The sequence below is a fragment of the Leeia sp. genome, assembly GCF_041909055.1.
Classification (GTDB): domain Bacteria; phylum Pseudomonadota; class Gammaproteobacteria; order Burkholderiales; family Leeiaceae; genus Leeia; species Leeia aquatica.
Genome location: NZ_JAYREC010000002.1, coordinates 510432 through 529247, shown reverse-complemented (window position 1 = coordinate 529247; position 18816 = coordinate 510432). Strand labels below are relative to the sequence as shown.

Genomic DNA, 18816 nt, shown 5'->3' with positions numbered 1-18816 from the left:
TATCCCTGATCAGGCCTGTAAGGCCTTGCTGGCGATTTCAAACACATCCGGCGACAAGCCTTCTTTGGCCAGAATGCGTTGCAGCGCCGCTTTCATCAGGCCTTGTCGGGCAGTATCGTATTTCTTCCAGCGGTTAAAGGCAGACACCACGCGGGAAGCCACCTGCGGGTTAATCCCATCCAGTGCCAACACCTGATCCGCCACCCAGTGATAACCCGAACCGTCGGCAGCATGGAAATGCAGCGGGTTGGCACTGGCAAAGCTGCGAATCAGCGCGTAGACCTTGTTCGGATTGGTCAGTGTAAAGCAACGATGTTGGGTCAGCTGTTTCACATGCTCCAGCGTACCCGGCAGGCAACTGGTGGCTTGCATCTGCAACCATTTATCCATCACCAGCGCCTCATCTTGCCACTGGTCAGCAAAGTGGCTCAGCGCATGTTCCCGCAGCGGATGTGCCACATTGGCCAGCACAGCCAGTGCGGCCTGCTGATCAGTCATATTGTCTGCTTGCATGAACTGTTCGTGCGCACGCTGCAATTCCTGCTCCTGTTCACCGGCGCACAGATAAGACAAGCAGACATTGCGCAAGGCGCGCTTGGCAGAGGCATCACCCGTCCACACATAGGCACCTTGCGTCAAACGCTGGTAATGGCGCAGCCAGTCGGCGGACAGTGCTTGCGCCAGCTTGCGGCGGACAAACTGGCGAGCCTGATGAATTGTGTCAGGATCAGCCACCTCCATCACCTCGGCCAGCCAACCTTCGGTCGGCAAGCTCAGCGCCTGGGCGGCCAGCGCCGGGTCCAGTTGCTCATTGTTCAGCACCTGACGCATGGCCGAGGTGAAGTGTTCCGGCAACTGCAGGGGGCGACCGGCCTGCGCATCGGCTACCAGTGCCAGCAGCACCCGTTCGGCCAGCTTCTGCCCCGCATCCCAACGGTTGAACTCATCACTGTCATGCGCCAGCAAGAAGGCCAGCTCAGCATCCGTATAGGCCATCTCCAGCTTGACCGGCGCGGAGAAACCCTGCAGCAGGGAGGGCACCGGTTGGCACGGAATGTCCACAAACTCGAAGATCTGCTCAGCGTCTGTCAGTGACAGCACTCGGCTGCCCTGGATGGCCTCCGCCTCGCCGCGCAAGCGCAGTGGCAGGATTTGACCTTCAATGTCCAGCAGGCCCATCTTGACCGGAATGTGGAATGGCAGTTTCTCTGGCTGCCCCGGTGTGGCCGGGCAGGTCTGGGCCAGGGTCAGGCGGTAGCTGCGCTGTTCAGCATCATATTGACCGCTGGCACGCAATACCGGCGTGCCCGCTTGATCGTACCAGCGCTTGAATTGCTCCAGGTCAGCACCATTGGCATCCGCCATGGCAGCGACAAAATCTTCGGTGGTCACAGCCTGGCCATCGTGGCGGCGGAAGTACAGATCCATCCCTTTACGGAAACCCGCCTCACCCAGCAAGGTGTGCTGCATGCGGATAACTTCCGCGCCTTTTTCGTAGATGGTAACGGTGTAGAAGTTATTGATTTCGATATAGCTGGTCGGCCGGATCGGATGGGCCATCGGACCGGCATCTTCCGGGAACTGGGCGCTGCGCAGTGTCTTGACCTGGTCAATGCGCTCCACGGCACGGGAGCCCAGGTCCATGGAGAATTCCTGATCACGGAATACCGTCAGGCCTTCTTTCAGGCTGAGCTGGAACCAGTCGCGGCAGGTCACCCGGTTGCCGGTCCAGTTGTGGAAGTATTCGTGGCCAATCACCGCTTCAATCGCGCCAAAGTCCCAGTCAGTCGCCGTTTCCGGGCGCGCCAGCACGTACTTGGTATTGAAGATGTTGAGGCCCTTGTTTTCCATTGCCCCCATGGTGAAGTCGCTCACCGCCACGATCATATAGATGTCGAGGTCGTACTCCAGCCCGAAGCGGTCTTCATCCCACTTCATCGCCCGTTTGACCGATGCCATGGCGTGATGGCACTTGTCCAGATTGCCGGGCTCCACCCAGATCTGCAGCAATACCTCACGCCCGGAGCGGGTGCGGAAATGGTCTTCCAGCACCACCAGCTTGCCGGCCACCAGCGCGAACAGATAGGCGGGCTTGCGGAACGGGTCAACCCACTTCACCCAGTGGCGCCCCTTGCCGGAGTCGCCCTCGCCCACCTTGTTGCCATTCGACAGCAGCACCGGGTACTTTTGCTTGTCGGCCACAATGGTGGTCGAGAAGCGGGTCATCACGTCCGGGCGGTCCAGGTAATACATGATGCGGCGGAAGCCTTCCGCCTCGCACTGGGTATAGAAATTGTCGTTGGACTTGTACAGACCAGACAAGGTGGTATTGGTCTGCGGCTGAATGCGGGTCACCACATCGCAGAAACAACTGTCCGGCAGGTCGCGAATCACCAGTTCGGTTGGCGATACGGTATAGCGGTCGGCTGCCAGCGTTTCACCATCAATCTTGACCGAGACCAGCTCCAGCGCATCCCCCACCAGCACCAGTGGGGCATTCACTTCCGCAGAGGCCGGGTTGCGGGTGATCACCATGCGGGCCTCCACCTCGGTGTCCACTTCCCGCAGTTCGAACTTCAGGTCGATACGGTCAATGATGTAGGGGGACGGCAGGTAGTCCTTGAGATAAATGGTTTGCGGGGTTTCAGTGCGCACAGTTCATCCTCAGTACAGGGAGCAGGATTACTGCCCCATCATCGTTTGGTCCGGCACGACGGTACCAGACCCGTTTGTTGTTCAGTTTTGCTGCAACCAGGCCTTCCGGCGAGCGTGACAGCTTTCGCTGGCCTCTGCCATCACTTGCAGGGCTGCAGTGTCTGGTTGACTGGCTTGCAGGCGAATCGGCAAGGTCTTCAGCTCATCGCGCCGGAATGCATGTACTACCGTCTCGGCGCCCAGCGGCAAGCGGTCCAGCAAGGTTTCCAGATTACCCTGACTGACTTTAAAGCCATCCAGCGCGATGATCACATCGCCCCCCGCCAGCCCGGCGAGCTCGGCGGCACCACCATTCAAGACGCTGCTGAGTTTCAGACCCAGCGGGTCTGCCGCGGTACGTGCCCCCAGCTGATTGCGCGGCGCAGGCGGCTCGACGAGCCATTTGCCCCCTTTGTCTGCCAGGTTCTGCGGCATACGGCACTGCAGGGACAAGCCCAGCTGAGGCAACACCGCCTGCAGCGGCTGCAGCAGCTGACTGGGTTGCCGCAAATACGTATCAAAAAAACCCGTGAGGTCGACCCCAGCCACTTCGCTGGCCACCCGCTCCCACTCGTCTTCGGCAATCCCGACGCCTGTCTCGGCAAAGCGCACACCATAGCGTTGCCACAGGGTACGCATGATGTCATCCAGCGAGCACTCATGCTGCGCGCGCAGGGTCATGTCCAGCAGCCAACCCACCATGGCCCCTTTGACATAGTAGCTGGCCAGCGCATTCGGTGAATTTTCATCCTGCCGGTAATACTTGATCCAGGCATCAAAACTGGCATCTTCCAGTGTCTGTACCTGGCAGCCGGGCGTGCGCAGGACACTGGTGAGGTTTTGCGCCAGTGTTTCCAGATACTGGCTTTCCCGTGTTACGCCGCTGCGCACCAGCATCAGGTCATCGTAGTAGCTGGTAATACCTTCAAAAGCCCACAGCAGACGGGAATAGGCTTCACGCTCCAGAGGGTACGGCGCGTAAGCCGCTGGCTTGAGCTGCTTGACGTTCCAGCTGTGAAAATACTCATGGCTGATCAGCCCCAGCAGCTGGGTGTAACCGCTGCCAGGTTCGGCGGGCTCATCCGGGCGTGGCAAGTCATTTCGATCCGCAATCAGGGCGGTGGAGTTGCGATGCTCCAGCCCGCCATAGCCGCCCCCGACATAGAGCAGGAACAGATACTCACTGAAGGGTGCCCCCGCCTTGCTGCCGGGCTGCCCGAACAGCTCGATCTGCGACTGACAGATGCGCGCGGTATCGGCCACCAGCCGAGGCAGGTGGCCATGATGACGCCCGCTGATGGCCAGCCAGTGCGGGATACCCAGAACATCAAACGCGCAGATTTCCAGCGTACCGCATTCAACCGGATGATCGATCAGCGCATCGTAATCAGCGGCCTGGTAATGACCGAAGGCCCAGCGTGCTGCGCCCCCTGCCGGACGCGGCAAGGTGGTCGCGACCTGCCAATGCTGATAGGCAGTACCCGACGGTGGGACCAGTTCTACCCCGACCGGTTGCTGTTCCTGCCCCACCACGGCAAGGCAGGTACTGGTGGCATTGAAAAAAGCCCGCTCTTGGTCGAAATAGGCACCCCGCACCGACAAGTCAAACGCATACACCTGATAGTACAGTTGCAGCACGCCACGGACCGGCTCTGCTTGCCAGCGTGCCTTCTCCAACTTGAGCAGCCGGACTGGCTTCCCCTCGCATTCAGCGCGAATGGTGACAATGTTCCGGGCAAACTCACGGATCAGGTAGGAGCCTGGAATCCAAGCCGGCAAGGTAAAGGCCTGCCCGGCAGGATCGGGGTGATCGACCGTCAGGCAAACTTCCAGCAAATGGGCGTGGGGATCGGCAAGGCTGATCCGGTAATGGATGGCAACGGGAGACGTCATGCAGGTCGAACCTCGTGCAGGCAAAGCGGGATTTTACCACGCTGAACCCATGCGCTTGCGGACCAATCCAGTCAGACGCCCGGCCATCGGTTCAGGTAGACCGTCTAATGGACGTCTGGAACAAAAAAGCGTTCCCGCAAGTCATCGAGACCGAACGTATTCAGGATCTCATGGAGGCGGGCAATGGCACGCCCTCGCGAATGATTGCCCTGCCGCGCGATGATCAACTCGTTCTTCATGGAGTGCTCCCATCCCACCAGCTCGGTCACCGTGACCTGATAACCATGCGCTTCCAGTTGCAGGCAGCGCAACACATTGGTCAGGTGACTACCGAACTCACGGGTATGCAAGGCGTGACGCCAGATCTCGGCCAGCGCGTCGCGGCGGATCGCCGCCCCCTTGCCTTGCCGCAGCACGCTGGCCACCTCGGCCTGGCAGCATGGCACCAGTACAATGGATTGCGCCTGCTTGCCCAAGGCAAAACGGATGGCATCGTCGGTTGCCGTATTGCAGGCATGCAGGGCGGTGACCACGCTGACCTGCTCAGGCAGCTGCGTGGAATGGATCGAATCGGCCACCGACAGGTTGAGGAAAGACATGCCCCCAAAGCCGCAACGCGCGGCGAGCTCTTCCGAGCGGGTTACCAGCTCCTGGCGGGTCTCAATACCATAGATATGGCCCGGCTGGCTGCGGGATTTGAAGAACAAATCATACAGAATGAAGCCCAGATAGGATTTGCCAGCCCCATGGTCAACCAGTGAGACGGGCTTGCCCTGCTCTTCTGCCGCCAGCAGCAGCGGTTCAATGAATTGAAACAGGTGATAAACCTGTTTGAGTTTACGCCGACTATCCTGATTGAGCTTGCCATCCCGTGTCAGGATGTGCAGCGCTTTCAGGAGCTCAATGGATTGCTCGGGACGAATATCAGGAATGCTCATGGCTCGGCTGCAGGCACATAGCGGCCTGGCGCATTAAAAGATTGTTAAATTTTATCAGCCTGACACCATAGTTGCCTATCCACGTCTACAATATACAATTGAGCATTCCGTCCCACCCTATTCACTTTCTGAGTCGGCTTGGCTGTATATGGATCGAAACGATTTACTGGCAGCAACGCGTACAGAGTTTGTCAGAGGCTATACCGCCATACTCGACGAGCTGCTCAATGAAAGCATGGCCCGGCTGTTTGAGCGAGCAGAACATGCCGGCTCGATGCAGCAGCAGGGGCTGTACTTTGACGCACGCACGGTGCTGATGACCCGCTCGGTGCAGATCCGCCAGCAACTGTCGGCGGCGTTGCAGCCCTTGCTGAACCGAAGCTTTCAGACCGCATACAGCACCTTCCGCCCCTCTTTTGCCGAGCAGGTCAGCAAGAAAACCACGCTGTCGCTGGTGAGCACCGACGTCATTGATGACGAAATGTGGGTCGATGGGGTTACCAAACGCCTGCGGGATGAGGCCGACGAGCAATTGCGGGACTTGAACATCCGCATGGCCTTGCTGTTTGAGCAGGAAACCATCAGTGAACGGGAAAACCCGTTCCGCCCCTACCTGCTGGCCAAGTGCCTGAGCAGTGCCGCTGAAGGGCTGGATCTCTCCAAGGAAATTGAGAACGTTCTCACCGAAGCACTGGCCAATGAGCTGGTCAAGCGGGTCAGCCAGATCTACGCTGCCGTGAATGGCCTGTTGGCCCAACACGGCATTGCCGCCGAGTTGAGCCTACGCATCGTACGGCAAGCCCCGGCTTCCCCCACTCCGATGCTGGCTGCCCCTGAATTGCCGATAGAGCCCACGGCTGAAACCCCGCTAGCGGAAGCAGACATGACGGGGATGCCACGCTATCCGGAGCACGGTGCAAGCGCGCCAGCTCCGGCATGGTCTGCTGCAGCACCTTCGACCAGCCACCCCACAGCTCCTGCCGGACGGGTGGAAGACCGCCTGCTGCAGTTGGTTCGTCAGCCCCAGCAAGCTGGCGCTTCCGCCTTGGGCAACATGCAAGACCATTGGCAAAGTGCCAGTCAGCATGCGGGAGGTGTTCCTGGGGCAGGCATGTCAACGGGAGCCGCCTCAGCCTCTCCCTCAGACAGCGCGCCCAAGTCTGGGTGGCGTAGTTGGCTGGAGGGCCCTCGCAAAGCTGGCCAGGTATTGCGTCAGCTGTTCTCAGGGGCGCCTGCGATGGAAGAAGCCGGCTCCGGCGAACCTGTGCGCAGTTTCCAGCCCAGCAGCAATAGTGTACTGACGCACTCGATCGACAGCCTGATGCGGACTGCTACACCGCAAACAGTCGACATGCATGATGATCAGGGGCAATTGCGCAACCTGATCCTAGAGCACCGGGAAACCCTGAGTGATCAGGTGGAAGAAGAAAACGAGCAGATGACCATCGACATTGTGGCCATGCTGTTTGAGTTCATCCTGCGCGACCAGAATGTTCCGGCTGAAGTACGGGCACAGCTGGGACGTTTGCAGTTCCTGGTGCTGAAGGTGGCCTTGATGGACCCCTCCTTGCTCACCCAGAAGAGCCACCCGGCCCGCATGCTGGTCAACCGGATTGGCAGTATCTCGCTGGGCCTGCAGCAAATTGATCCGACAGGTGAGCGGGTGGCAGGCGAAATCTGCCATATTGTCGAGACGTTGCTCAGTAGCGATATTGAAGGCAGTGCCTTGTTTGGCACCATGCTGGACGAGCTGGATGCCTTCATCGCCCGCGAATTACGCAGCAATGAGCCGCATGTGGACTCGGCCTTGGCAGCGGTTGCTCAGGCCGAGAGCCGTACTCTGCAGTTTGCCCGCATTACCGCCATGATTGGTGAAGCCTTGCAAGGCGTTACCATTGACCTGTATCTGCAAGAGTTCCTGCTGAATCACTGGGCACGGGCCATTGAAGTGGCTGGTCGTACGGATGCGACCCGCGCCCGTCGCTTTCGCGAGGCCATACCGCAGCTGATCTGGAGCATCGTGCCCAAGGTGACGGAAGCAGATCGGGCAGCGCTCACTGCCATGTTGCCCAAGCTGATTGGCACCCTGCGGGACGGCATGTTGCTCAGCAAGAGCAGCAAGGCGGATCTGGAGCAGCTGATGGCCTGGCTGTTTGACAGCCACAAACTGGCCTTGCGCAGTGCGGTACCGGCCAGCATGTGCCCGCCGCTCAGCTTCTTCCAGCAGCGGTTCCAGCACTTTATCGAGCAAGGCGAACCTTTGCAGGTCATTACGTCGGATCGTTCAGTGACACCAGACCGCAAACTGCTTGAAGAAGCCATGAGCGAGCTGGAAACCCAGCTGAACCTGATTGATCAGCTGTTTGAAGACGAGCTGGCAGATGAGGCCGGGCTGTCTGATGCCGATTTCTCCAACGCCGAAGTCGAGCAGGAAGAACTGGGGCCTTACGCGCAGCTGCGTAGCGGCGTTGCCGTCGAGGTCAACCTGGACGGCAACCCGACACTGGCCCTGCTGAGCTGGAGTGACCCCACTGTACCCCGGATGGTGTTACAGATGCAGCATAGCGAAGCGCCGTCCATTATCAGCGTGCGCCTGTTCATTCGCTTGCTGAAGTCTGGCCGCGCGCGCTTCCTGGAGGATCGCCCGATCTTTGAGCGGGCCATTGAAAGCCTGCTGGACTCCGCTGACCAACTGGACCGCACGCCGCTGGCGGCCTGAGTCTGTCACGCCCCGGAGCGTGGCAGGCTCAGTACTCGCTGTCTACAAAGCCGCCGTGCGGCGAGGCGAAGTTCTCAAAGCGGGTGTATTGACCCATCCAGGTCAGGCGTACGGTCCCCACCGGACCGTTACGCTGCTTGCCGATGATCACCTCGGCACAGCCTTTATCGGGTGAATCCGGGTTGTAGTATTCGTCGCGATACATGAACAGGATCACGTCCGCATCCTGTTCAATGGCACCGGATTCCCGCAAGTCCGACATCATCGGACGTTTGTTGGGACGCTGCTCTACGGCACGCGACAGCTGCGACAAGGCAATCAGCGGTACATTGAGTTCCTTGGCCAGGCTTTTCAGCGAGCGCGAAATTTCAGAAATTTCTGTGGCCCGATTCTCGCTGGCGCTCTTGCTGGAGCCCACCATCAGTTGCAAATAGTCGATCACGATGAGGCCAAGCTGGCCCGTCTGTCGCATCAAGCGGCGCGCACGGGTGCGGACCTCCATGGAAGACAGGCCACCGGTCTCATCAATGAACACCGGCGCTTCGTGCAGCTTGCCTACCGCTGTGGTGAGCTTGGGCCAATCGTCATCATCGAGCTTGCCGGTGCGCATCTTGTGTTGGTCCAGACGGCCAATGGAACCGATCATCCGCATTACCAGCTGGGCGCCGCCCATTTCCATGGAGAACACCGCCACCGGTTTTTTGGTTTCTACGGCCACGTTTTCGGCAATGTTGATGGCGAAAGCGGTCTTACCCATCGAGGGGCGGCCTGCCACAATGATCAGATCACCCGGCTGCAGGCCGGATGTCTTGGCATCCAGATCAGCAAAGCCCGTCGGGATGCCGGTCACATCGCTGTCGGAATCGCGATGGTAGAGCATGTCGATGCGCTCAACCACTTGGGTCAACAGGGTGGGTGTATCCAGAAAGCCCTTCTTGCCCTTGGCGCCAGCCTCGGCAATTTCAAAGACTTTGGCCTCGGCTGAATCCAGCAGCTGCTCGGCGTTGCGACCTTCCGGATTGTAGGCGGACTCCGCAATTTCGGTCCCCACTGCAGCCAGGCGGCGCATGATGGCACGCTCGCGCACAATCTCGGCATAGCGGCGGATATTGGCAGCACTGGGCGTGGCTTGTACCAGTTGTCCCAGATACGGCAGCCCGCCGGACTCTTCCAGCTTGCCCCGGTTATCCAGCACCTCAGCCACGGTGATGACATCGACGGGCTTGTTGTGCTCGGTCAGCCAGCCGATGGCCTCAAAAATCAGGCGGTGGTCAAAGCGATAAAAATCCACATCGCTGATCACGTCCGCAATCTTGATCCAGGCCTCAGCATCCAGCATCAAGCCGCCCAGCACGGATTGCTCCGCCTCCATGGAGTGCGGGGGCAGTTTCAGCTGGGCCAGCAGCGGGTCAACCGCTTGGCCAGTAGGTGCGGGAATCGGGCTATTCATGCCAGTAAGTCTGCAACAGGGCCTCGCATTTTACCACTATTGGACAGGTCCAGTACCAAGGCATGAAACAGCCAGCTACCATGCGGCAGCCATTGCTCGGTCCAGCGCCATGAGTGGCCCATTTCAGTCTGCGCCGGGATGCGGAAGTCGATGTCAGCCTCATCCTCCAGCCCTGCGGTAATGCCGTTGGCAACGCCACCACAGGCGTTCCAGTATCCCGGCTCGTAGCGCGGATTATTCCGCCCCCAGCCTTGCAGCATGCACACATCAAACGGGTTGGCCCCCATGATCCAGTCGCAGCAATGCTGTGCCAATCGGGCGAGTGGTAAGTCCATGAGCTGAGCGGCGGGGGTCTGCAGACCGAGGCGAGCAGCGGCGGCCAGGGAAGCCAGACGCGCATTCTCGCCTTGCCACCAGTAACCGCTCTCATTCTGATGGGGTATGAAGAAGGACGGCCGCCCCGGCTGACCTGGCTGCACCACCCAATGCCTGGGGTAGGCAAACGGGTTGTCCGTACGGCCAGCCAGCTTGAGTTGCTGCTGCCAGCCCCGTTGCAGCTGTTGGCGAGCGCACGCAGCCGCCTCCCCTCCCCCCGCCAGCTCCAGATAGCGGGTCAATGCCAGCAAGGGCAGGCCGGCATCGGAGGCATGGAAGTAACTGCGTTCATGCTGCTCGCTCATCCACCAGAACCCGGCACCATCCTGCTTGGTCGCCATGCGGGCGACCCATGTACCCGCCTCATCCAGCCAGCCTTGCTGTGGGCGAGCGGCAGCCAGCTCACAAGCAGCCAGCAGCGCACAGTAGTCATCAATCAGGTTTTCCTGGCCATCATCGAGATAGCCTGGATTATGTGCCCGCAAATGCTGATAGCCTGCGGCTGCTCGCTGGTAGTAATCTTCACGCGAGTATTCACCATCCCGTGCCAGGCAGCTGGCGCGCGCCAGCGCGGCAATGGCCAGCCCGGCGCCTTGGCGGAAACCTGCACGGTAGTCGGCAGACTTATGCCCTTTCTGCGTGGCATAGGCGCACAATTCCCGCTGTGATGGATCCTTGCTCCAGCGGTCAAACACCGTCATCAGAAATGCGCCGTCCGGCAATTGCATGCGGCAGAGGAAATCTGCACCGTGCAAGGCCTCATCTTGCACTCGCTCATCAAACCATGAGGTCGTACCGGGCAAGCGCAGGCTGGCATCCGCCAGCTGCCAGACCAGCAAGGGCGTTTGCTGCGGGTTCATGTGGTTCGCGTACGAGAGATGCGATAGGTACTTGGAGACGTCGCCAGAGGCATCGTACCAGCCACCATGCACATCGACGGGCTGACGGCTATCCAGCAAGGGCGCGGCCCGGTCTGCCTGATCATAAATGCCGCTGCAGCGCTGCGATTTGAAGTAATGCAGCAGGTCAGACACCATCTGGCCGGTGAACAGATCAGGTTGAATTTCAAACGGGGCAGACACCAACGGTGGATGGCTGTCCAGCAGCCAGAGCTGATACTGCCCGGGCTGAACCCAGGCGCTGAAGTCCAGTCGATGAAAAAACCGCCCCTGCCAGCCCGGTACCTGCTCAGCCGCCTGCAAGCTGCCTTGCCACACGGTGGATTGCGTCCGGCAATCCAGCAACGCTGCTTGCAAGCCGCTTATAGTGGTATGGCTTTGCAAAATGGCCTGCTTGTCGGCAGCAGGCCGATACCCCACATGATTGAACAGCCACTGCATCAAATACTCCGGAAGCAGGCCGCTGAAGGCCAAACCCCAGAGTCTACTCGCTGAGCGGCTTCAGTTGTGCAGCTTCTTCTTCCGTCAGCACGCGCAAGGTGGGGACATAGCCATCAAACACCACACCATGCATCTCGGTGCGCTTGTGGCTGCGCATCAGACCCAGCAAGAATTGCAGGATTTCCGCGGTGATGACCTGTCCGGGCACTAGCGCCGGAATACCTGGCGGGTAAGGCACAATCTGGTCTGCCGAGATGCGGCCAATGAGGCCGGGATTCGGGCGCTCGTCCTCATCAATCATTGGCACCATTTCACCGGCCGCGTAGTAGGCATCACGAGGCAGATAGCGCAGCGCGGTGAACTCGGCAATGTCCGGCACCCGATACAGGCGGCGTGGCGCGCGCTTTTCCCGGGCCAGACGCATCAGCGCATCGTACAGGCGTGACACCTTGCTACGAGTGGTCCCGATGGTCAACAGCAAGGTGACGGTATTGAAGGTCGATTTCTCAACCTGGATGTTGTAGCGCTCGAACAGCTCATGCTGGAATTCATCGGTGGTATAGCCCGATTGGGAAATATCCAGCGTCACCTTGGTGGGGTCGAGCTGAACATTATCATTGCGCACCTCTTCCGGCAGCAGGTCCTCCAGCTCCAGCACCCGGAAGACACTGGTTTCCTTGATGCTCTCACGCAGTTCACGTGCCAGCTCCAAGGTGCGAGACAGCAGCTTGTAGCCTTCCATCACGGCCTGTTTGCGCGCCACATCCAGGCTGGCAATCATGCTGTATTGCGGGCTGGTGGAGGCATGCATGTTGAAGTTTTCCCGGAAGATGTGCTCGTCGAACTCCGGGTCGTTCACATGAATCATGCTTGACTGGCTGAGTGCCGACAGCACCTTGTGCGTACTCTGCGTCGCATAGTCCGCCCCGGCTTCCAGCGCAGTGGGGCGGAAGGCGGGGTGAAACTGGGCAAAGCCGTACCAGGCTTCATCAATGATGACCTTGATACCCTTGGCGTGGGCAGCCTGAATGATGGGCGGTAGATCGTAGCGCAAGCCATCATAAGTGCAGCTGGTCAGGATCAGCACCTTGGCATCCGGATGCTGCTCGATGGCCTCGAAGATGGCCTTCTTCGGTACCGTACCGAACACGCCGTATTTCTTGTTGACCGAGCTGTTCAGATAAATAGGGTGTGCGCCAGACAGCACCACACCGTGGTGAACCGACTTGTGGCAGTTCCGGTCCAGCAGCAATTTGTCGCCCGGTGTCAGCAAGGTCTGGAAGATCACCTTGTTGGCGGTAGACGTACCATTGGTGGCAAAAAAGGTGCGGCGCGCGCCAAACGCTTTGGCCGCCAGCTTTTGTGATTCCTCAATCACCCCTTTCGGGTCCAGCAAGGAATCCAGCATGTCGACCGAGACAGATAAATCCGCCCGGAAAGCATGCTCACCCAGAAATTCGTGAAAATCATTGACCCACGGGCTGCCACGCAGCGAGTCACCAGAACTGTGCCCCGGAGTATGCCAGGCATCCTTGGCCATCAGCACATAGTCACGCAGCGCATCGTAGAACGGGGTGCGGGCACGCTCCTGGATCTGCGCGTGCAGGATACGGTACCAGCCCCGGTAGTCGCGCTCTTCACGGCAGAAGTAGCCATCCACCGTTTCATTGAACAGGGCCTCGACCACCTCATCCTGCCGGGCCTCATCAATCATGATGTAGATGCTGAGCTCAGGCCGCATGGCGTGGATGCAGTGCACCAGATCAAGCGCGCTCTGCTGCTGGGTCTTGTCCTGATCCTCCAGTGAGTAGAGATTGTCGTCAATCATGACGGCCTGGTAATCACCATCAGCCGCCAGCACGTTCAACGCTTCCTGTGCCGAGGTGACGCCAGAAAACGTCAGGCCAAACGGGTTATCCAGATGTTTGGCCGCACCGTTAAGACCATTGGTCAGACTGCGTACCACCATTTTTTCGTCATTGATGACGAGTACTTTGCTTACCGGCTTTGACATAGACCTCTGACTCACTGCACTGATGGCCAGCCCTGTTTCAGGCTGGCCTTACTGGCTGCTGCTAACGCCCCAAACGGCCACCCTTGCTGATGACCACGAAATCGACAAACGTTGACCCCCGGTGATTGGACGGCAAATAGCGCAGCGGAAAACCGCCGAAGTACTTGTCATCCATGCTTTCCAGAGCCTCGACAAACGTTTTGCGGGTCACATTGCTGCCCGCTTTCTTCAGCCCTTCAATAATCACCCAGCCGGTCATGAAGCCCTCAATGCCAGGATAAGTCAGCGGCTTGCCTGCGGCGTACTTGCGCATGGCCCGCTGAAAATCGCCTACCACTTGTTCGGTACCGGTAATCGGGTTCGGCATGACCTGGGAAATGGCTACCCCGACCGCCTCCTCTTTCAGCAAGGCGTACAGTTCGCTCGCATCCACTGGCGACAAGGCAAAATACTGGATATTGATGCCACGCTGCTTCATGCCATGGATGAAATCGGCAGCCGGCTTGCTGACAGCCACCAGAATCACCGCGCCAACCTTGGCATCAGCCAGCTGCTTGACCGCCGCGGTGACATCCAGCTTGGTGCGATCGTACTTGGCGCTGGCAGCCACATCGAGGTTGTTCTTGCGCATGGCACGCTCAATCCCCTCCAGCCCGGCCTCGCCATAGCTGTCGTCCTGATACAGCACACCAATACGCTTGATCCCCAGGCTGACCAGCTGGCGCACAATACGTTCGGACTCATCCCGATAGCTAGCGCGGATGTTGAACTGCATCGGGTTGTGATAAATGCGGGTGACATCGCTGCCGGTGTACGGCGCAATGGAGGGTACTTTTTCCTTGAAGATCAGGTCGGCGATCTGTTGGTTATTGGCAGTCCCGAACACCCCGGCCAGGCCGAAGACTTGTTCCTTCTGGATCAGCGTGGTGACATTGCCAAGCGTTTTGTCTGGCAGGCTGGCGTCGTCCAGCGTTTTCAGCTCCAGCCGGCGACCGTTGACGCCCCCCTGATCGTTGATCATCTGGAAGGCAGCTTGCAGACCCTGATTGTATTCCTCAACGACACGGGCATACGGCCCGGTTACCCCTGCCGACTGCCCAAACAAGACCCGAGCGGACTCAACCCCTGGCTCAGCGCGCACCGTGGCGGCGAGCCCGAGGGCGAGTGTCAGGACCAGCAAGGCATAGCGTTGCAGCAACATGATGTGTCTCCTCTTGCGAAAGGCTGTTGTATTTTATGGGCTCGCCTTTTCGAAGTTCTGCATTGCGGAACACGGTTCCGCAATGCAGAGAAGCCACAGTTTGCAGGAAGTTGCTTTCTGACTCAAGTCATAAATGCAACGTCCTGCAGCTGCCGCAGATGACCCCACGCAATGGGGTTGTGGTGTCAATCAGCTGGCATGTAGCAACTGCAGAATCGACGAGAAGTCGAGCTTGCCGTTTCCCTGAGCACTATGCAATGCGTACAAACCGCGAGCCTGAGCTCCCATGGGCGTCGCCACCTTGCTGGCAATGGCGGCTTCCAGCGCCAGGCCCAGGTCCTTCAACATCAGGTCAACCCCAAACCCCCCGGCATAGCCCTTGGATGCAGGTGCGTTTTCCATCACACCCGGCCACGGGTTATACACCTCCAGCGCCCAGTTACGGCCCGAACTCTTGCTCATGATCTCGGACAACACTTTCGGGTCCAGCCCGTGTGCGACCCCCAGATTCAAGGCCTCCGCCGTACCTGCCATCAGGATGCCCAGCATCATGTTGTTGCACATTTTGACGATCTGCCCCGCACCATGTGACCCGGCGTGGTAGATATTCTTGCCCATGCGCTCCAGCAACGGCCGCACCTGCTCCACCACCTCCGCTGCACCGCCTACCATGAAGGTCAGCGTACCGGCAGCGGCACCGGCCGTGCCACCGGACACTGGTGCATCTAGCATCGGGAAACCGGCCTCTTCTGCGGCTTGGGCCACCTTGCGAGCCACTGCCGGTGCAATAGTGCTGCAATCCACCAGAATTGCGCCCGCGCGGGCATTGACCAGCAAGCCGCCGTCTCCCAGATAAATCTGCTCTACATGCTGCGATGCCGGCAACATGGTGAGGATGACATCCGCCTGGCGTGCAGCCTCACCAGCTGACGTACACGCTTTGCCCCCCTCTGCGGCCAGGGTCGACATGGCCTCTGCAACCAGATCAAACACGCTCAGGGTAAACCCGGCTTTCAACAAGTTGCGCGCCATAGGCAGGCCCATATTGCCCAGCCCGATGAATGCGATATGCATGGTGACTCCTGTTCAGTAAAGAATGGGGATTACAGATCCTGCAAGGGGTGGGGTCCGCTCCAAGGTGCGACAAAATGCAGCGCCAGGGCATTTTCGTCCACGGTGGCATCGTTTGCGGCCGACCAGCGCGGCTGGTTATCCTTATCGACCAACAAGGCCCGCACCCCTTCCGCGAATTCTCCGCTCAAACAGCAACGGACTGACGCGACCAACTCCCACTGGAAGGCCTCGCGCAAGGAGAGGTGTTCGCAGCGCGCCTGCATGGCAAGACCCAGACGAGCGGACATCGGGCTGCCGCGCTGCAGGTTGCCAACCGCTTTGAGCCACCAGGGGTCATCCTCCGAAGCGGCCAGCAACGGCTCGTCCAGCAAGGCTCGAATGACTGCCGAGGCATCATGCCCGCGGCACACCTTGAGCAGTTGCGACCAATGCTGCTCAATGGGGGATACGGGCCAATTCACTCCAGAACCGGCCTCCAGTTGGCTCAGCAACTCGGTCAGACACTGCTTGCGCCCCAGCTCATCGGCAGGCCAAAGCTGGGCGCACAGCCCGGCTTTGACGTGCTCCCACTGGCCATTGGCGAGTTGATAATCGGCCATACCCAGCAAGCGAGCGTCGGATGCATTGAGGTGCACCCCGGTCAGCGCCAGGAAACGGCCCACCTTGCCGGGCAAACGGCTGAGGAACCAGCTGCCGCCCACGTCCGGATAAAGGCCGATGCTGATTTCCGGCATGGCAAGCTTTGACGTCTCTGTCACCACCCGGTGGCTGGCGCCAGCCATCAGGCCAATGCCCCCACCCATCACGATACCCTTGCCCCACACCAGTACAGGCTTGGCATAGGTATGGATCAGATAGTCGAGCTGGTATTCCAGTGCAAAGAAATGGGTGCAGGCGGTCAAGGCATTGCCTGCCCGGATCTGCTCATACATCGCGCGAATATCGCCACCGGCACAAAATGCCTTGTCGCCCTGCCCGAGCAGTACCACGCAGGCAATCTGCGGGTCCGCCTGCCAGGCTTGCAGCTGCGGCAGCAGCAGCTCAATCATCGGCAGGGACAACGCGTTCAGGCTCTTTTCGCTATTCAGACACGCCACACCAATGCGGCAGCCCTGCTGCCCAGCCCACTCTTCAATACGGATGGGGGAATCGCTCATGCGTCATCGGTCCTTAGCGGTTTTTCCATTGCGGGCTGCGCTTCTCCAGAAAGGCGGTGACGCCTTCTTTCTGGTCCTCACTGTCAAACAGCATGACAAAGCGCTCACGCTCCTCAGGCAACACCTGATAGGGGCCCCGCATGCGGCTGCTCTGGATCAATGCCTTGCAGTGCATGACGGAGACCGGGCTTTGTTGCTCCACCTTGGCAGCCAGCTCCAGCGCCTTTTCCAGCGCCTGACCTTTGGCCACCACCTCTTCTGCCAGGCCAATCTGCAAGGCGGTGGCAGCATCCACCCGCTCGCCGAGCAGGATCATGCGTTTGGCCCAGCCTTCGCCTGCCAGCCAGGCCAGGTTCTGTGTCCCCCCCGCGCAGGGCAGCAAGCCCACCTTGGCTTCCGGCAGCGCCATCACCGCTTGTGCCTCCACCACGCGCAGGTCGCACGCCAGGGCGGCTTCCAGGCCACCGCCCATGGCGTAGCCATTGATGGCGGCAATCGAGACGCCACGGAAAGTGGCCAATGCCTCAAATGCTTCGCCAAAGATGCGCGAGACACTGGCCGCTACGCCCTTGTCACCACTGGCAAACTGATTGAGGTCCGCCCCGGCGCTGAAGAACTTCTCGCCTTGACCGGTCAGGATCAGGCTGTAAATGTCTTTATCCTCATTCAGTGCCCGCACGGTATCGCGCAAGGCCGTCAGGCTGGCGACGGTCCAGGTATTGGCTGGTGGATTGGCGATGGTAATGATGGCCACATGACCGCGTTTTTCCAGTTCAATGCTCATATTTTTCCTCAACGCTTAGCGCAGGCGAGCCAGCACAGCCTCATCCTGCAAGGCACGGCCAACAATGACCCGCATGATTTCATTACTGCCTTCCAGAATCTGGTGCACCCGGGTATCCCGCACCATGCGCTCCAGCGGGTATTCGCGGATATAGCCATAGCCGCCAAACAGCTGCAGGGCCTCATTGCAGACCTTGAAGCCCACATCCGTCGCAAAGCGCTTGGCCATGGCACAGTAAGCGGTGGCATCCACATCTCCTGCATCCAGTTTACAGGCCGCCAGTCGCACCATTTGCCGTGCCGCGATCAGCTCCGTCAGCATGTCGGCCAGTTTGAACTGGGTGATCTGGAAGTCCATGATGGCCTGACCAAACTGCTGCCGCCCTTTGACGTAGCTACAGGCGGCATCCAGCGCAGCTTGCGCGGTACCCACCGAGCAGCTGGCAATATTCAGGCGCCCGCCGTCCAGTCCTTTCATGGCAATGCGGAAGCCTTCGCCCTCCTCACCCAGCCGCTGCCGGGCGGGAACATGCACATCCTCAAACGTAATGGCACGGGTGGGCTGGCTGTTCCAGCCCATCTTGCTTTCCTTGCGCCCATAGCTGATACCCGGGCTGTCTGCGGCGACCACAAACGCCGAGATACCCTTCGCGCCGGGTCCGCCGGTGCGGGCCATCACCACCAGCACGTCACTCTCACCACCACCGGAGATGAACATCTTGCTGCCGTTCAGCCGGTAGCCATCGCCATCCAGCGTCGCACTGGTTTTCAAGGCGGCGGCATCCGAACCATTGCCCGGCTCTGTCAGGCAATAGGAACCCAGCAGTTCGCCTGCCACCATGCCTGGCACCCATTGCTCGGCCACCTCGCGCTGCGCCCAGCTGGCAATCATCCAGGTCGCCATATTATGGATGGTCAGGTAAGCCGTGGTGGAGGTGCAGCCTGCCGACAGCGCTTCAAAAATGATACTGGCGTCCAGCCGGCTCAACGCCAGGCCACCATAGACTTCCGGGGTATAAATCCCGCAAAAGCCCATCTCACCGGCTTGTCGCAGGGTGTCCTTGGGAAAGAGGCTTTCTTCGTCCCAGTGCGCGGCATGCGGCGCCAGTTCACCGGCAGCAAAGGCTTGCGCTGCCGCCTGCAAGGCCAGCTGATCGTCGTTCAGTGAGAAATCCATG

At 59.6% G+C, this 18816-nt stretch carries 12 protein-coding genes; 1 reads left to right on the top strand and 11 read right to left on the bottom strand.

Annotated elements, in window-relative coordinates:
* Window positions 1-9 precede the first annotated feature (9 nt).
* The 3 genes from pepN to ACE3O2_RS08165 all read right to left on the bottom strand — a co-directional run bounded on the left by pepN (window position 10) and on the right by ACE3O2_RS08165 (window position 5525).
* A complete protein-coding gene (gene pepN / locus ACE3O2_RS08175) occupies window positions 10-2655 on the bottom strand; it encodes an aminopeptidase N (RefSeq protein ID WP_374336434.1) in 2646 nt (881 codons plus the stop codon).
* Between the two features lie 81 nt (window positions 2656-2736).
* Window positions 2737-4587 carry a M61 family metallopeptidase gene (locus tag ACE3O2_RS08170; RefSeq protein ID WP_374336432.1) on the bottom strand — a complete coding sequence of 617 codons (1851 nt, stop codon included), beginning with the start codon at window positions 4585-4587 and terminating at the stop codon, window positions 2737-2739.
* Between the two features lie 104 nt (window positions 4588-4691).
* Window positions 4692-5525 carry an SAM-dependent methyltransferase gene (locus ACE3O2_RS08165; RefSeq protein ID WP_374336430.1) on the bottom strand — a complete coding sequence of 278 codons (834 nt, stop codon included), beginning with the start codon at window positions 5523-5525 and terminating at the stop codon, window positions 4692-4694.
* A gap of 148 nt (window positions 5526-5673) precedes the next feature.
* On the opposite strand from ACE3O2_RS08165, the gene ACE3O2_RS08160 reads away from it, so the two are divergent.
* The gene (locus ACE3O2_RS08160) at window positions 5674-8244 is read left to right on the top strand and encodes a DUF1631 family protein (RefSeq protein ID WP_374336428.1); all 2571 of its coding nucleotides are present in this window, start codon (window positions 5674-5676) and stop codon (window positions 8242-8244) included.
* 28 nt (window positions 8245-8272) lie between these two features.
* On the opposite strand, the gene dnaB is transcribed toward ACE3O2_RS08160, so the two are convergent.
* The 8 genes from dnaB to ACE3O2_RS08120 form a co-directional block, all read right to left on the bottom strand.
* A complete protein-coding gene (dnaB, locus tag ACE3O2_RS08155; RefSeq protein WP_168875400.1) occupies window positions 8273-9694 on the bottom strand; it encodes a replicative DNA helicase in 1422 nt (473 codons plus the stop codon).
* Window positions 9691-11409, bottom strand: coding sequence for a glycoside hydrolase family 9 protein (locus tag ACE3O2_RS08150; protein ID WP_374336425.1), 1719 nt, complete (start codon window positions 11407-11409; stop codon window positions 9691-9693). The genes dnaB and ACE3O2_RS08150 overlap by 4 nt, the downstream gene beginning before the upstream one ends.
* A gap of 43 nt (window positions 11410-11452) precedes the next feature.
* Window positions 11453-13423, bottom strand: a complete 1971-nt coding sequence (locus tag ACE3O2_RS08145) for an aminotransferase class I/II-fold pyridoxal phosphate-dependent enzyme (protein ID WP_374336423.1) — start codon at window positions 13421-13423, stop codon at window positions 11453-11455.
* A gap of 61 nt (window positions 13424-13484) precedes the next feature.
* The gene (locus ACE3O2_RS08140; RefSeq protein ID WP_374336421.1) at window positions 13485-14624 is read right to left on the bottom strand and encodes an ABC transporter substrate-binding protein; all 1140 of its coding nucleotides are present in this window, start codon (window positions 14622-14624) and stop codon (window positions 13485-13487) included.
* A 189-nt stretch (window positions 14625-14813) separates the two neighbouring features.
* Window positions 14814-15698, bottom strand: a complete 885-nt coding sequence (mmsB, locus tag ACE3O2_RS08135) for a 3-hydroxyisobutyrate dehydrogenase (protein WP_374336419.1) — start codon at window positions 15696-15698, stop codon at window positions 14814-14816.
* A gap of 29 nt (window positions 15699-15727) precedes the next feature.
* Window positions 15728-16855 carry an enoyl-CoA hydratase/isomerase family protein gene (locus ACE3O2_RS08130; RefSeq protein WP_374336417.1) on the bottom strand — a complete coding sequence of 376 codons (1128 nt, stop codon included), beginning with the start codon at window positions 16853-16855 and terminating at the stop codon, window positions 15728-15730.
* Window positions 16856-16868: 13 nt separating this feature from the next.
* Window positions 16869-17639 carry an enoyl-CoA hydratase gene (locus ACE3O2_RS08125; protein ID WP_168875406.1) on the bottom strand — a complete coding sequence of 257 codons (771 nt, stop codon included), beginning with the start codon at window positions 17637-17639 and terminating at the stop codon, window positions 16869-16871.
* Window positions 17640-17654: 15 nt separating this feature from the next.
* Window positions 17655-18815, bottom strand: coding sequence for an acyl-CoA dehydrogenase family protein (locus ACE3O2_RS08120; RefSeq protein ID WP_374336415.1), 1161 nt, complete (start codon window positions 18813-18815; stop codon window positions 17655-17657).
* Between the last annotated feature and the right edge of the window lies 1 nt (window position 18816).

What these genes read in the sequence shown, in the direction of transcription:
- ACE3O2_RS08170 (WP_374336432.1), bottom strand. Translation starts at nt 4,587, where the DNA reads ATGACGTCTCCCGTTGCCATCCATTACCGGATCAGCCTTGCCGATCCC.
- ACE3O2_RS08165 (WP_374336430.1), bottom strand. Translation starts at nt 5,525, where the DNA reads ATGAGCATTCCTGATATTCGTCCCGAGCAATCCATTGAGCTCCTGAAA.
- ACE3O2_RS08160 (WP_374336428.1), top strand. Translation starts at nt 5,674, where the DNA reads ATGGATCGAAACGATTTACTGGCAGCAACGCGTACAGAGTTTGTCAGA.
- dnaB (WP_168875400.1), bottom strand. Translation starts at nt 9,694, where the DNA reads ATGAATAGCCCGATTCCCGCACCTACTGGCCAAGCGGTTGACCCGCTG.
- ACE3O2_RS08150 (WP_374336425.1), bottom strand. Translation starts at nt 11,409, where the DNA reads ATGCAGTGGCTGTTCAATCATGTGGGGTATCGGCCTGCTGCCGACAAG.
- ACE3O2_RS08145 (WP_374336423.1), bottom strand. Translation starts at nt 13,423, where the DNA reads ATGTCAAAGCCGGTAAGCAAAGTACTCGTCATCAATGACGAAAAAATG.
- ACE3O2_RS08140 (WP_374336421.1), bottom strand. Translation starts at nt 14,624, where the DNA reads ATGTTGCTGCAACGCTATGCCTTGCTGGTCCTGACACTCGCCCTCGGG.
- mmsB (WP_374336419.1), bottom strand. Translation starts at nt 15,698, where the DNA reads ATGCATATCGCATTCATCGGGCTGGGCAATATGGGCCTGCCTATGGCG.
- ACE3O2_RS08130 (WP_374336417.1), bottom strand. Translation starts at nt 16,855, where the DNA reads ATGAGCGATTCCCCCATCCGTATTGAAGAGTGGGCTGGGCAGCAGGGC.
- ACE3O2_RS08125 (WP_168875406.1), bottom strand. Translation starts at nt 17,639, where the DNA reads ATGAGCATTGAACTGGAAAAACGCGGTCATGTGGCCATCATTACCATC.
- ACE3O2_RS08120 (WP_374336415.1), bottom strand. Translation starts at nt 18,815, where the DNA reads ATGGATTTCTCACTGAACGACGATCAGCTGGCCTTGCAGGCGGCAGCG.